13 protein-coding genes are annotated in these 14,728 nt (G+C 48.4%); all 13 read right to left on the bottom strand.

Annotated features, from left to right (window positions below; genetic code table 11):
• Positions 1 to 273: 273 nt before the first annotated feature.
• A complete protein-coding gene (locus tag AC1DYT_RS05915) occupies positions 274 to 750 on the bottom strand; it encodes a MarR family winged helix-turn-helix transcriptional regulator (RefSeq protein WP_477468717.1) in 477 nt (158 codons plus the stop codon).
• Positions 751 to 796: 46 nt separating this feature from the next.
• Complete coding sequence (locus AC1DYT_RS05910; RefSeq protein WP_477468716.1) at positions 797 to 3,358, bottom strand: DUF5686 and carboxypeptidase-like regulatory domain-containing protein; 2,562 nt, start codon at positions 3,356 to 3,358, stop codon at positions 797 to 799.
• 10 nt (positions 3,359 to 3,368) lie between these two features.
• On the bottom strand, positions 3,369 to 3,668 hold the full coding sequence (locus AC1DYT_RS05905; RefSeq protein ID WP_477468715.1) for a hypothetical protein: 300 nt from the start codon (positions 3,666 to 3,668) through the stop codon (positions 3,369 to 3,371).
• 475 nt (positions 3,669 to 4,143) lie between these two features.
• The gene (locus tag AC1DYT_RS05900; RefSeq protein WP_477468714.1) at positions 4,144 to 4,695 is read right to left on the bottom strand and encodes a phage tail protein; all 552 of its coding nucleotides are present in this window, start codon (positions 4,693 to 4,695) and stop codon (positions 4,144 to 4,146) included.
• 20 nt (positions 4,696 to 4,715) lie between these two features.
• Positions 4,716 to 5,270 (bottom strand): phage tail protein, encoded by a 555-nt coding sequence (locus AC1DYT_RS05895; protein ID WP_477468713.1) that lies wholly within the window; start codon positions 5,268 to 5,270, stop codon positions 4,716 to 4,718.
• A gap of 153 nt (positions 5,271 to 5,423) precedes the next feature.
• Positions 5,424 to 6,020, bottom strand: coding sequence for a phage tail protein (locus AC1DYT_RS05890; RefSeq protein WP_477468712.1), 597 nt, complete (start codon positions 6,018 to 6,020; stop codon positions 5,424 to 5,426).
• A 57-nt stretch (positions 6,021 to 6,077) separates the two neighbouring features.
• Complete coding sequence (locus tag AC1DYT_RS05885) at positions 6,078 to 6,689, bottom strand: phage tail protein (RefSeq protein WP_477468711.1); 612 nt, start codon at positions 6,687 to 6,689, stop codon at positions 6,078 to 6,080.
• A 57-nt stretch (positions 6,690 to 6,746) separates the two neighbouring features.
• Positions 6,747 to 7,334 (bottom strand): phage tail protein, encoded by a 588-nt coding sequence (locus AC1DYT_RS05880; protein ID WP_477468710.1) that lies wholly within the window; start codon positions 7,332 to 7,334, stop codon positions 6,747 to 6,749.
• Positions 7,335 to 7,353: 19 nt separating this feature from the next.
• Positions 7,354 to 7,914 carry a tail fiber protein gene (locus AC1DYT_RS05875; RefSeq protein ID WP_477468709.1) on the bottom strand — a complete coding sequence of 187 codons (561 nt, stop codon included), beginning with the start codon at positions 7,912 to 7,914 and terminating at the stop codon, positions 7,354 to 7,356.
• Between the two features lie 23 nt (positions 7,915 to 7,937).
• On the bottom strand, positions 7,938 to 8,495 hold the full coding sequence (locus tag AC1DYT_RS05870) for a phage tail protein (RefSeq protein WP_477468708.1): 558 nt from the start codon (positions 8,493 to 8,495) through the stop codon (positions 7,938 to 7,940).
• Between the two features lie 4 nt (positions 8,496 to 8,499).
• Positions 8,500 to 9,756, bottom strand: a complete 1,257-nt coding sequence (locus AC1DYT_RS05865) for a hypothetical protein (protein WP_477468707.1) — start codon at positions 9,754 to 9,756, stop codon at positions 8,500 to 8,502.
• A gap of 27 nt (positions 9,757 to 9,783) precedes the next feature.
• Entirely contained in the window at positions 9,784 to 13,779 is a 3,996-nt protein-coding gene (locus AC1DYT_RS05860; RefSeq protein ID WP_477468706.1) for a hypothetical protein, read from the bottom strand.
• A complete protein-coding gene (locus AC1DYT_RS05855; protein WP_477468705.1) occupies positions 13,769 to 14,710 on the bottom strand; it encodes a hypothetical protein in 942 nt (313 codons plus the stop codon). The genes AC1DYT_RS05860 and AC1DYT_RS05855 overlap by 11 nt, the downstream gene beginning before the upstream one ends.
• Positions 14,711 to 14,728 lie beyond the last annotated feature (18 nt).

Genomic DNA, 14,728 nt, shown 5'->3' with positions numbered 1-14,728 from the left:
TACCACGAATTTCACTAATAAAAACGAATTTCACTAATGGGAATCGGCAAGTTTCTTAAAGCCAAATGGTTTGTGCTAATCTTCCTCAATTCGTGAAATTAGTGGTAACTCAATTCGTAAAATTCGTGTTCACTCAATTCGTGAAATTAGTGTTCACTCAACTCGTATTCGCCCTATTCGAAAAAACCATATTTATTACAAAAGCCACAAGGATTATCCCTGTGGCTCTCTTTTTGAAAACTATATATCTATTAAAAATTATCCATTATATGGCTAAACCGGCTCTCCCGCGCAGTTATAATCCTCGTGGAATTTCACCAGCTTAAGCATTACGTCTATAGCAGCCTCGTAGTTTTTTACGCCTACTACCTTTTTATACTCGTTCTCTAAATTATCTACCTGCTTTTTTAAGTGCAGGTAAAATTTCTCACCCTGCGGGGTTAAATAAAGCATAGAGGCGCGGGCATCGTCGGGGCTTTTTTCGCTTCGTACCATGTTAGTGGCTTCCAGTTCCTTTACAATTTTGCTGGCTGCCTGTTTGCTTACGCCCATTTTGCCTGCCAGTGCATTGTTGGTAATGCCTGTTGTACCTATGCTCATAAAAAAAGGGATATGCGCATTGTTGAAATCGGGGTTATCCATGCGGCAGAGCTTTTTCATGCTCCAATCGTCTATCGAACGTTTCAGCAGGTACACCAATTTACAGGTGATCCTTTTAGAATCTTCAATTGTGTTGCAGTCGTCTGCCATGATTATATAACGATTAAAAGGTACAACTGGTTTAAACGAATATACATTAAAAATCGAACTTAACAAAGGCCCTTATACCGTACTCAGATACGCCGGGATTATCCAGGTAGGTAAAGCGTTTTACCAGGTCGATACGCAGTACCTTGAATATGTTACCTACGGCAACGCTTCCTTCAATATACGGGGTTGAACCCAGCGCATAGGTACCGCCGTTAGCCCCCGATGGGAAACGCAGGAGGTTAGCATTGTTAGTTGGGTCGTTCTCGCTGCGTACGCCGCCCCAAAGTGCTTTAAAGTCGATAATCTCGCGCAGCTTCAATTTCTTAAGCAATGGCACACGATTGAACAAAAAGCCGTTGAAGTTATGGTCTATGCTGATGCTGGCATAATGGTCGCTCACGAATTCCTGGAAATTCATTAAGTTGTATGAATACAGCTGGAACGCATAACTTTGGTTGGCGTGGTGAATATCAAGCAATGGAAAAGGCACCTGGCCAAATAAGTAGCCGCCCTCTGTGCTTACATCGGTAAAGCCCAATTGCGAAAGGTAGAAACGCTTGGTGATATTGGCCGTTACGTTTTGGTAATTGTAATCGCCGCCTGCCAGGCCCTTAACGCCTTGTGCATAGTTCAAGGTAAAAATGGGGTACTTATCAGGTATAGGCGTGCGGTATAGCTTGCCCTGGTAAAATTTTTCGTGCGGGGCCCAGCGCAAAGATGCTGAAAGTTCGGAGGTGTGGATCGTGCCCACATCGTTCAGGTTACCGTTTGGCAACAAGTTCTGAAACTTCAAAGCACCTGCTGCATCCTGGTTCCATTTTTTGAAACCGATAGAATACGAAAGATGGTTGCTGAATTCGTGCACGTAATCTAAACGGAAGATATCATTATACAGCCAAATATCGTTTGCACCGCGCTTGAATGATAGCAGCACGCTGCTCTCCTGCACGAATTGCAGTTCCTGGCCTGGTACCTTAGTATCATGCTGGAAACTTGCCCTTATATAATTCTGCGGGAACGAGTAGATGGATTTATTATTGATGGAATAAGTGCTGCTTAAAAAGTATTTCCACTCTTTATCCCTGGTACCGTAGGCACCATAAGTTTCAAAGTAATAACGCTTGCTCAGTTGCGGCGTGCTGCGACCGCCTAAACGCAGGCGGAAGCCTTCTACCGGGTTAAAGCTGTAGAATGTATTGGCGGGGCCAACCTCAAACTTGCCATAATTTTTGTACCCGGCAAGCACCAGCGTAGCAATATCCATGGTTTTTTTGAACGATGGGATGGTTTGCAGGCTATCGATATTTTTGTAGATGCTGGCAGCTGCTGCATCCAGCGTGTCGGGGCGACTCATCAGCCAATATTTATCGTCTTTATCGTCGGCATTAGTTGCAAAAACCTGCGCGGGGCCTTTGTAAGTATCATCTGTACGGGGCGAGTTTACCACAAAGTTGTTGATAGATACCAAACGCTCGCCATATACGCCGCCGCCTTTATTTTTGTTGATACCGAACTCTATCTTCAGGTCGCTTTGGCTAAGGTGGTACTTGCCATCGTTGTTTTTTTCGAAGGCAAGCGTGGCCTGCATCTGGCGCACGAAGTTGAGGTTGATGTTCTTGTTTACGTTCAACACCGCGTTCTGCACGGCGTAGTTACCATCCATGGTGATGTATATCCTCCCCTCGAATAACAGGCCGTTGGTATTGCGCGGCGTAAAGCTCAACTCTATCAGGTTGGGTTTTTGATCCTTGAGGGTATCGGTAATAAAGAATTTATAGAAATCGGGCGAGTGGTCGGCTATAGGGCTCAATAGCTGGTTGCTCAGCAACGATACGTTATTATCATAGATGTTGATATCCTGGTACATGCGGTTAAAGTATGTAGTGAGGCCCTGGTTATCTACGAAGCTTTCATCGTATTTCACCTGTTTGTTGGCAGATATCACTTGCTTTTTTGCATATGGCGATTTGCGGTAGTAGTTATCAGATAGTTTTTCTTCCTGGTATAACGGCAGCAATGTTTTGCCACCAATGAGCGTAGAATCCTGCTCCTTAAACAAAAACTGGTAGTTTTTGAATATGCGTTTGTTTTTGAATTTTTCGCTCAGGTTACTCAACGAAAAACTCATGCGCTCGTACTGTTTGTACTCGGCAAAGTTGTAGTCCTCCAGTTGGTTTTGTTTTTTGTGCGCAATCACCTGGCGTATCAGTGCAACAGCGGGATTATCTTTATTGGTGTATTTTTTCTTCTTGCCCGATTTTACCACCACTTCGCTCAGCGTTTGGTTATCTTCTATCAAGGCAATGTTGAGTTCCTGCTCTTTGCCGGCTTCTATGGTGCGGGTTGTAGTTTTAAAGCCTACGAAGGTTATCTGTATCTGGCTGTATTTTTCGGTAGTGCTGATGCTGTAGCGGCCCTGGGTATTGGTGCCGCTGCCAATAGTGCTGCCCGCAAACGTTACGGTTACGTAAGGCATCGGCTTGTGCGTTTTGGCATCGGTTATAGTGCCTTTTACTACGGTATTTTGCGCATGCAGGCTGGTAAAAGCCGTTAATGCGAGCAGTAGTAAAATAAAACTTTTTATGAGGGGTTTGTATAAAGTTTTCATGTTGGTGTTGTTAGGAATGAGATAAGGTAGCTGTGTTGTTATATTGGAAGCGCTTTTGGGCCACCTGGCGGCCTGCTGCGCTATATTTTTCTATTAGCTTTTTTACGCCCTTGCCCGATGCATGCGCTACGCTGCGAACGGTTAGGGTGATGAACTCTACGTTGATATCCATACCGTTAAGGCTTTGCTTGATACCCTCACCCAGTGCCTCTACCATATATTTGGCAGACGTTTTTAGAAGGGTAGCATTCGCGGCCCTGTTAGCAGCGGCTGCGGTAGTATCTGTTTGGTAGGTGGCAACGTTTTTCATGACTTTGTAAATGATAGCACAAAGGTAAACTAAGTTGACTAATATGGTCAACTTAGTTTACGATTATTTTGATTGTTAGTGTGTTTGTGACACTAAAATGAATTTTGTAAGCATCTTGTGTGTTTTTGCTGTTACGATTGTAGACGGCCAGCCTGGACAAACATTTCAAACCGGGTGTGTTTATGACACTAAGATGAGAAACTACTGCCCGAAAACAGTGGGCGGGCCGGTTGATTGAGGGATGCTGAAGCGGAACATATTTTTAACTGCTGTTGATTTTGCTTGCATATGCCAACGGCGCGCCAAATACATAAAATACTTATAAACAACCAGTTAAACAAAATAATAACAGATATAAATAACGACATATCGGCAATCAGCGAAGCCGGCAGTGTAATTCCGTAGCGGCGGCGATAAAAAAAGCCCCGTTCTGGTAAACAGAACGAGGCCATAGTAAAGGGGAAAAGGAAGTTTATCAGGCGGGCAGCCCTGCAAATATAATGTAGTAAGCGGCCACATTCTTGGGGCGGGTTTCGGCACTGTCGCCCGCCTCAGTAGAGGCTACTGAATTCTTCTCGCATGGCGGATGCCAGTGATTATCGGAGTGTGTGATTTTAAATGCACTCGTTTTCCATTCATTAGTGTTATGAGTATGCTTTTTAAAAGCATCGGCCTGATAGGTGCCCACGGCATTACCAGTGAGACCGCCCGGGTTTTGCGCATGGCGGTCTTTGGAGTCGGGATCGCGGGGGCTGTCATGCCGGTCCACACCTCTTATAAATACGCCGCGCAGGTCGGGCACGTTAAATCTGCTGGTATCTCCTCCGCTTGAGTTCCCTATCGCTCTATGTAATTGAGGGAATTCGGAGTGCAAGTACGACGTGCCATCGCAGGGCAGCCAGCCTTGCGCACGCAGGCCTATCAAGTTTTCGAACAAACCCATATAGGGCATTACCGTGCCAACGGGCATATTGTAAATATTGGCAGTTATCGTTTGTGTTACAGCTGCTAAATCACTTACTTCCATATCGTTATAAAATCAATTAGTTAAACGGTTTTTGGCAGCCCGGCAAAAATAATATAGTATGCCGAGATGTTTTTTGGGCGGGTTTCGCTGCCCCCTTCATCTTGTGGCTCAGTTTGTACAGCGGTATGATCTTTCGGCGGGTTCCAATTGCTTCCTGAATGCGTTATCGAAAACCAGTCGTTTGGCGTATAAACTTTAGTTTTATGGGTATGTTTTTTAAACTGATCGCCCTGGTAACTGCCTACAACGTCGCCTGCTTTATCTGTAGAGCCTTGCTTGGTCCTGTCGGCTGCATCGGTATCCTGTTTCCGGCCGCCATCAACGCCGCGTACAAAAACGCCGCGCATATCGGGCAGGTGAAAACTTGCGCCGCTGCCACCGCAGCTGTAGCCCATCATATCAAATAATAAAGGGTATTGGTCTTTATTAAGTGGATCGCCATTACAATAATGCCAACCGGTTGCGGTTAAACCGGCAAGCTTCTCAAAAAGCCCCATAAAAGGCATCACGGTACCAACAGGCACATTGTAAATGGAGGCCGCAACTGTTTTAGATTCTTCGTTTTCATTTTTCATTACTCAGTAGTTTGTTATTTTACAATAGTTATTTGGTTGATATCCCTGCAAAAATCTACATGCGCGTTTACCTCAGCTGTCGTTATTACTGCATTTTCCATTTGATGGATATTGTATGGTGTATTTATCGGTCTATTGCCAGGCAAACCCATTTTATAGCGGGCTGTTGTTTAAGCCTACGTAAATGATATAGTTTACCGATACGTTTACCGGGCGGCTTTCCTTCCCCCCGGTATCGGCCGTGGAGATGGGTTTCCCTTCTGCTGCTTTGTGGAAATTGTCGAACTCGTGCGAATCGCCCATCAATATCTTTACCGTATCCGCATACAACGAGCCTTTCCCTTCGGGTATATCATGCTTGTGGCTTTTAAGTGCATCCGCCTGGCGCGATAAAACCTTGTTCCCTACTACCTCGGCGGTGGCATGGCGTGTGCGTTCTGCCGAATCCGGGTCGCGGATGGTGCCCTCTTTTTCGTCGAGCACGTCTACTCCTCTTAAAAACGTTCCTCGGAGGTCGGGCAGAATAATTTCCGAGTAATGTTTTCCGCATGTTTCTCCCATGATAGTAAAAAGGCGGTGATGGCCTGCCATTCCCATTCCTTTACCATCGCACAAATACCAGCCGTGCGCATTCAGTTCCTTAGCTGCTTCAGCATCGCCGGCAAAAGGCATTATAGTGCCCACCGGCAATGTATTTATAAAAGCTTGCGTAACCGATTTTATCTGCGGATGCTGCTCGTTATTTTCCATTCGTTATTGTTTTATAAGGATTAATGTTAGATACGCCCATTGCGCCTGCCTCACCATTTATTCTTTATTCCGGGGCAACCCCGCAAAAATGATATAGTTTACAGATACGTTTACCGGGCGGGTATCTTGGGCACCAGTATCAAGCGTTGGGGTTATTACGCCTGCCCCCGGCTTATCAAATCTTTGCAAATAGAGTGTTGGGGGCGTTCGATCGAACTGAGACGCCCCTAACCTTATGCTGTCTACATATGCCGGCCCGTTTGGTATGTTATGTTTATGTCTTTTAAAAGCATCCGCCTGGCGCGATAAAATTTTATTGGGGGCTTTCTCCTCATCGGAGGTATGGCTGGTGCGTTTATCTGCATCCGGGTCGCGATGAGTTCCTGCTTCTCCTGCAGGCAAATCTACGCCCCGTAAAAACACGCCGCGCAGGTCGGGCAAGGCAAAGTTTAGGCCTTTGCCGCCACAGGCGTATCCCAATATGTCGTACAGAAGGGGGAAATCGTTTTTCCCCAGTGTTGACCCGTTACACAAAAACCAGCCAATACCGCTTAGGTCTGCCGCTGCTTCATCATTCCCCACAAAGGGCACTATGGTGCCTGCGGGCAATGCATTAATACAGGCCGACACGGCTTGTGATATTTTCGGTTCCTCCTTTTTATTTTCCATGGTCATTGGGTTTATAAAGCATCACGGTGCCGGCAGCAACCGCGTAGGTAATTTTTATTACAGTTTTGAGATTGGGGCGGGCTTCACTGCAGGGCCTGCAAAAATGATATAGTTTACCGATACGTTTACCCCACGGCTTTCAGCAAAGCCTGTTTCGGTTGTAACAATCTCGTCTATTGCCTTGGCCTTGTCGAATCTTTGGTACTCATGCTCGCCCATCATCAAAGGAGACCTCGCCTTTGCTTTTGCATCGGCTTGCGAACCCTGTGGCATTACGTGGCCATGGCCTTTTATCTCCGTATCCTGGCGGGATAAAACCTGGTTAGGGGCCAGCGCATCAGAGGTGTGGCTTTTGCGCGTAGCAGCATCCGGGTCGCGGCTTATTGCGCCTTCGCCATCTACGCCGCGTATGAACACGCCGCGGAGGTCGGGTACGCAAAAATTTGGGGATGCCCCACCGCATTTGTATCCTAATATCTGAAAAAGGCGGGGATGGGCTGTTTGAGCCAATTCCGCACCGTCGCAGGGAAACCAGCCTTCATCCTTCAGTTTGGCAATTGCGGCATCATCGCCCGAAAAAGGCGTTATCATGCCTATGGGCCAAATATTTATGGGCGTTGCAACGCTTCTTAGTAAATCTTCCATCATCAATTATTTAGCCGGGTTATGCAGTTTTAGGCAAACCGGCAAATATGATATAGTTTACCGTTACGTTTTTGGGGCGTGTTTCTACGCTGGTACCAGCTTCGAAGGTGTCACCGGCATCTGCTACGAATTTATCCCAGTGGTAACCACCTTCGGGTTTGCCTATAGAGTAAACGCCGTCTGCCTTATGCCTGCTATAGCGATGCACGTGTTTTACCATGGCATCGGGTTGCTGGGTGAGTACCTTATTGCCTATGTTGCCCCCTTCGCCCTGGCGGGTGCGGTCGGCAGCGTCGGGGTCCATCTTCGCATCCGGGTCGTGTCCTCTCATAAAAAAGCCGCGGAAATCGGGCAGGTTAAAATCAGTTCCCTTTGCGCCGGCTGCATTCTTCATCACAGCGTGCAGCTGCGGGTACTTATCCTTGCTCACCAGCGCACCATCGCAAAGCAGCCAGCCCTGGTTGCGCAGTGCCGAAGCTGCGTCGTTGTCGCCGGCGAAGGGCATTATGGTGCCTATAGGCAAATTAAAGATATTGGCTACGGCTTCGGCCGTTACCGGCGCATGGTTGATTGTTTCCATCGTGTATTAGCTTTGATTAATGGTTAAGAGGTTGGCAGCCCGGCAAATATGATATAGTACACGTACACATTTTTGGGTCGTGTTTCTTTGCCACCTGCGTTAGATGTGTTCTCCAATTTTACGTCTACTGCCGGTTTCCAGTATTCGGGTTTGTTTGCCATGTGTATGTTATCGTGATGCACCACGATGTGGATATTGTGGTTATGCTCGGCAAACTGATCGCCCTGGCGGCTCAAAACCCTGCGGCCTATTTTTTCTCCGCTACTTTGCGATGTGCGTTCGGCCGAATCCGGGTCGCGTTGTTTGGCCCCATCAGCTGAATCTACCCCCCGTAGGAACACCCCCTGCAGATCGGGCAAATCAAATTCGTTCCCCTCGCCGCCGCACATGTATTCTATGGTGTCGAATAATTGGGGGTATTTGGTTTTGCTTACCCTGCGCCCGTTGCAAAGCAGCCATCCTTTCGCATCTAAAGCTGCAAGTTTGGCATCTGTGCCCACAAAGGGCATTATAGTGCCCACAGGCATATTGTTTATTATAGCGGTTACCTCTTGGGTGGCAATCCTGGTTGTATTTTCCATAATATCAATCTTCGTTTGTTTCTCCCTTTTTTGTGGCTATCTCGAAAACGTTCAGTTTATATTTAGTTTGTTCGTACGCGGGTTCAACCACAAACTCAACTGCACCGGCGGGTATTGGCAACCTGATATCCTGCGTGTGACCGTTTTGTTCTATTATTTCGAAAGAACTGTAGTTTTTTATCTTCCAATCGAGTTTAAAGCTGCATTTTTTGTTGGCCGCTAACGGCTCTGCGGTAATATTGAAAGCCTCTATCAAAGGTGGGTTAATTACTACATTCGGGTGCTGTTTAACGCTTTCTACCGACCCCTTAACGGCCCATGCGGTAATGGTTATTGGTTTGGTGATGGGCCCGATAAATACCCTTTCAGGCTGTGGCGGTGTAGGTTGTTCTCCGGGTGCCTGCGGCGGATATTTTTCCTTCAAGATGATGCTCTTATCAGTACACTCCAGTTTTACCCCATCAGCATACTCGGTGGCCCAGGTAAGCTCTACCGATTCCCCCTTGTCTACAGCTTTGGCACTAACCTTAACAGGAGAAAGCAACGGGTTAAAAACGGTAACGGTACGCTGTATTTGCAAATTGGTGTCTTTGCTCTTAGCGTCCATAATGTATTGGGTAGTACGCGTTGGGCTAACCTGCAAGCCACCATGTTTCTTGTACTCCGTTTTATCGTGACTGATAGACGATGATAGCGTGTAAGTATCTATAAAATCGCCATCCCAATTGAGGTTGCAAACAGTGCCTGGGTCTATCGTCTGGTGGTCGATAGTGAAAATCAGCCTGGCCTCGGTATTGATAACCTTGGTAATATCCAGCTTGTATTCCAGGTTCGTATCCGGGTCTACTGCTACCTTCACCGTAATTTGCGCGGTCCCCTCTTTATAGTTAAAGATGACATTGTTTAGCTTAAAGCTAAAGCTTTTCTTAGATTCCAACAGTATTTTCGTTACGCCGGAAACCTTGGGCTTAATTTCAAAATGCGCCTTATCTCCTTTTTTGTCTATTTTCCATGGCGAGTCCTTGTCGTCCTCCGGCTGTATGTCGCCTTCGGTATTATCCAGTACCAGTTGGTTCTCATCCGGGCCTACGGGGAGGTCTATTTGCACGTGCTTCAGGTAAACATCGGGCCCGGTATTTTCAATAATCACGATGATGGCATCGAAGGCCTGTTGGGTATCTGTTGCTGATATTTTTACCTTCGGTGGATATAAAGAAGCCACTATCGGGTTATCTGTGCTATGAGTTGCGTTTGTGCTCATTTTTAGTTTTTGATTGTTTAAGGTCAGTTATGCTACTGCTATATTGATGGTTAGTTTTTGCGTGCTTTTGCCATCGCTTATGGTTAGGGTGATATCCTGTGTTTTTGTTACTGTATAAGCGTAAGCCGACTCATTGGCAGGTACGGTTTCCGCATCCGCATTACCTATAGCCAGCGTAGCGCTTGTTGCGCCCTGCGATGCCCAGCCAAGCTGCACGATGGTATCGACAGGAAAGCTGTAAGGTTGTTTTTGCCCAACAACTTCCAGGAAGAGCAACAGCATTTGATCGCCCAGTACGCCTGTAAGCTTAAGTCTGCCCTCAACGATGGTTTTAGGGCTTGCGCTCATCTGAGGTACTGCGTTTGCCGCTACCAACTCGTGCACTTCAGACCACTCCAGCTCATCATCCTCCCGGTAAGGCTGCAGCCAGCTCCATTGCTGCCCCACGCCGGCCGGCAATGGCAGCCACCATTGGGTTTTATCAACCAGCAACGGCCCGGCCTTAAATTCAACCAGCATATCGTCCAGTACCTTGCCTATGTACAATTCGGACAGTTCTACATTTAAAACGGGCAGCACGCCGGTAGAACAATGGATGGCACCACGCGGATCCAGCAGCAGGGTTATATGCACGGCTGCTGCATTTGGCTGCACGGGTGTGTACTTGTTTACGATGTATGGCGGCGATGCAGGGTCCACTATCATGGCGTTGTGTACGGTATTGAAAGCCGAATAATCATCGTTAGTAAAATAACCCATCACGCCATCCTGGCCCAGTTCCAGACTACCTATCTGAACCGGGAACTTGTAGTTATTTACGCCGCCGGTATCGTTTTGGCCGGTGCGCTCCCAGGCAAGGTTGGTGCTGGCATTGCCATAAAGCTCAAGGCCCATGGCAGCACGCACTACCGCTATAGGGCGGCCCACCAGTATAGATAAGCTTTGGTTGTTACGCTCGCCCAAGGGATCTACGCCCCAAAGTGTTTCATCAATAGCCTGCGAGAAATTTTTGAGGGCCTTGCCGCTCTCCTGCGTACCTTCATCTCCCCTGGCAACGCCAAGCAAGCCCCGCACAAAACCTTTCAAATGCCTGTTGCTGATGTCATCGGCATGGCAGCCATCAAAAGGTGCAGGCACCCACTGGGCGTGGTACGCACCGGTTGCGCCCATCAGCATTACCTCGCCAATAAATATCCCGCCATTATCATACACCATTACGCTATGGTTAAGGTGGTTGGGCAATACCCAACCGCACACCGGGGTAGTAAGCAACGATTGGCTGCTGCGTACCGCATCGTTTGCGGCCGATATAAAATCAAAATTGAGCCTGGAGCCCTGCGACAGGCGCGGCGGCAACTGGAACGAAGTAGGTAATTGCAGCTTAATATCATAGTCGCCGGGGCGTACGCCAATGCCCGGTATGGCATTAAATACCTTGCCCGAGGGAACGTAGTCGGCAGTGATATCGTACACCTGCCCAAAATCGTCTACTATCCACAACTTTTTAATATTTACGAAACCTGCCCGCACGGGGAAGAAATTGTTTGGGTAACCGGCAAGCACCATACCGTGGGCTTCATCGCCAACCGGGCCGGCAAAGGCATCCTGCGGCTGGTAGCCAAACTGCTCCAAATCCCATTGCAGCATTTGCATGCTAAAGCCGGTAAGCGTTTGCGAAAGCACGTCCCAGTTGCCTACGCCGTCCAAAACATCCTGCAGCGGCTCGTAATCGGGCGGGATTTTTTTACCATCGAAAGTACTGATGAATTCCTCGAGGCGGTTGCGCATGATAGCAGCCTGCGCCGGCGTAAGGATAGACCGGCCTTGAAAAACTTTATCGCCGGGGCGCGGATCTGGGATGGGTGTGCCTTTCTTCCAGTTGAAATCGCGCCCGTCGAACTCCCAGTTGCTTAAATCGGTATCTATTTTGGGCACGAAGCCAACCTGCCACTCCAGGTAAAGCGGTGTCCAGGGTTGCTCCCATTGCGTAACGCCTATTTTAGAGGGTACGTGAAATAATTCGTCGCTTGCGTTGAAGCCCGATATTTCTTCTATAGTACGCTGATCTATAGGCGTATCTGGCAGTTTGTTCCATACCAGCGTTTGCTGTTTCATGATGGTTTTTACGAATTCCGATTGAGGATCCGGCTTAGGATCACCCGTGGCCACTGTTGCAATACGTAGCGCAAAGTTGGTATCGAGCAGGTAGGCCTCATCAAGCAAGGCGTAAACTTCTGATGGTATGCCTTCCCTGGCAGGCATCGGCTCGCAAATATCGCGCGCGGTTACCCGTTTTACTTCGTTGCCGGGTTTTACATCCAAGCTGTTGATAAACTGCCCGCTGAAACGGGTGAACAGCATATCGTCGAATTCGCTATAAACGATATCCTCGCCGCGTTTATAGCTGCGCTTAGCATTGTTTACCAGCAATACGGGGTCGTTGGGGCGGTAAAACTCGTTCGCGGGCTTATCTTTCAGTTCAAATGCTTTCTCTATTTCGGTCCTGAGGGCTATGCTGGTATCCTCTATCACTTTTTTTGCAGCTGGCAAAGGCAGCATCAGCTCGTTTACTTTTTGCAAGGATATATTCAGTACGCGCTCCAGCTCCGGCAACGCTACCGGCGGCGTCAGACTTTGTTTAGCAATATTCCATTTAAGCCAATCGGCATATAGCAGTTTTTGACGGCTGATCAAATCGCGGTATTTGCTGTCGTAATCTGCCTGCAGCCTGTTCAGCGCGGCCAATTCATCGGCGCGATTGGTGGGCAATTCGGCCAGGCTGCTCTTGCTATCGTTAGGGTTGGGCGTGCCATTTTTGGGTATTGCCTGCGCAACCCATATGCGCCCGCCCGGCAATTTGCCAAACCACGCTTCGCGGATGGCATTATGCAATTCGGGCGTATCGTACACGCCGCCGGGCTGGTTAAGCATTTTATTGGCAAAAGCCTCCAGCATTATCTCTACCTCGCTATCGTCGCCAGGTACTTCGCTCTTTATAGGGTTGTTGAAATTCAGCTGCCATTGCATAAACGCTGCAAGGCAATCTGTAGCGGAATTGGCTGCCGATATGTAAACGCTCGATTTATCTAAGCGTGCATCCGGCACCATGCTCGATGGTTGGTGCGTTATTCCCGGCCACTCTACGTTTAACAGAAGGCCATGGCAAAGCGTTTGTGCCGCATATGTACCCTCTATGTCCTTAGATGGCTCAACCCCCTGCTGGCCCAGGTACCTTTGCCCGGCCGCTATGGCTTTGCGCAGGTCCTCGTTATCTGTTATGGCCTGGCTGCCTACGCTCCACTGCAGTTTATTCATGGTGGCCAGCCAACCGGTACGGTCTTCCCACTCCTTGCCTACTTTGGGCTTGGTGTACAACACATCGTACAAAGCATTAGAATACCAGCCAGATACCATATAGCTTACATTCAACGCATTGCTATCAGACAGCTTATCTATAAAGCTGAATACGAAAGCGTTATTACCCGCATAAGCCGTAAACATAGGGTCGGAGTTGCCCACTGCTGTCAGTATCAGTTCGGCCGGTTCGCCGGGCTCGTTAAAATTCTCGAAATCGTACCAGTGACCAATGTATTTTACCTCGGCAACGCCGTTGTTGTCCTTAATAATTTGCGGGTTTACCTTTTGGTCGGGAAAAGGGGTTTCGCTCATTTCATCGCTTTTCACTATCCAGGCCCGGCGTTTACCAGGGTCGGTACTGAAGCGGGTTATCATCCAGCGGTTGGGCAGGTAAGGGTACTCTACCTTGCCCTCTTTATTTATCTTGCCCTTGGTCATGCCATCGGGCAGGGCCCAGTTAAGGTGCACGCCGGGGTCGGGCCGTGTTTTAGCCGTTGTTGGCGTAAAAAGCCGCGGGCTCAATGGGCCAAATTCTTCGAATTCCTGTTTAAGGTTTAACGATTGTATAGAGAATTTAGTGGTATTAGGTACTTGGGTAACCACCAGCCCGTTTACGGTAATGGGCACCAAAAGCCTTGGCCCTGCCCAAATTGAATTATTGCTCATCTTCTTCTTTTTTTGGGGTGTTAACAAATATGGCTTCTTCGGGGGTGTTGATTATCTGCATGGCAAACTGCGATGCGCTTATAGGCTTCACCGGCTGGGGATATGCCCCGCTGGCCTGCAGGCTGGCCTGTATGGTGCCTTTAAGGGTATTAATATCCACCACGTATTTTTTGTCGCCCGTGCTTGCATCGGGGCGGAACAGCGTAGCCGACGGGATGTTGGCCAAAACCTCCTTGCTATCCTTCATCACCTGCATGCCCGTTGTTGGGCCGCTGATGTTGCGCAGCCGCGCCTGGTACGGCGCGGTGGCAGTGGCTTTATCTATAAACCCGAACTGTAGCCCCTGTGGCGGCTGCTGTATTTTTATAGATTGCGGCACCGCCGGGAATATCACCAGCAGCAAATCGTCGCTGAGGGTTTCGTACCGCAGAGGCACCGGGTTTATGATCCTGTTAGAGGAGTAGGTAGGGATAATCTTAAGCCCCGGGAATGACCTTACGATTTCTGATCGCATCAACAGGCCCGCCACCAGGTTATCCTGTAGGGGTTCCATCTCGGCAGTCAGCGCGTTGTCCATGCCCAATAGCTTCGCACGCATTTTATTGGCCACTACTGATGACCGGTCGCGCACGCTTTCGGCCATAACGGCGGTAAAAAGGCCCTCGGCAGAAGTGTTGGTGCCGATGCTTAGCGCACCATCTATCAATGCGTAAAGCCAGCTTGGGTCTACATAAAAAAAGCGGATGGCATTTTGCGGCAGCAGCCGGGTATCGGCAATCAAATCCTGGAAAGGCACATCGCCAAGCAGGATGAGGCGGGCCAGCCACTTATCAACCGCACCGTCTGTAGCGGCTACATCGTGCAACAGGTGCTGTGCGGACTGGTGCTGCAATATATTCTTTATCTGGGTTATCCCTATATTGGTGTTCATGGGTGTATTGGTTAGGTA

Source organism: Mucilaginibacter sp. P1_D10 (genome assembly GCF_056406215.1).
Note: the sequence above shows the minus strand (reverse complement) of the source record. Positions and strands in the feature narration are given on the sequence as shown.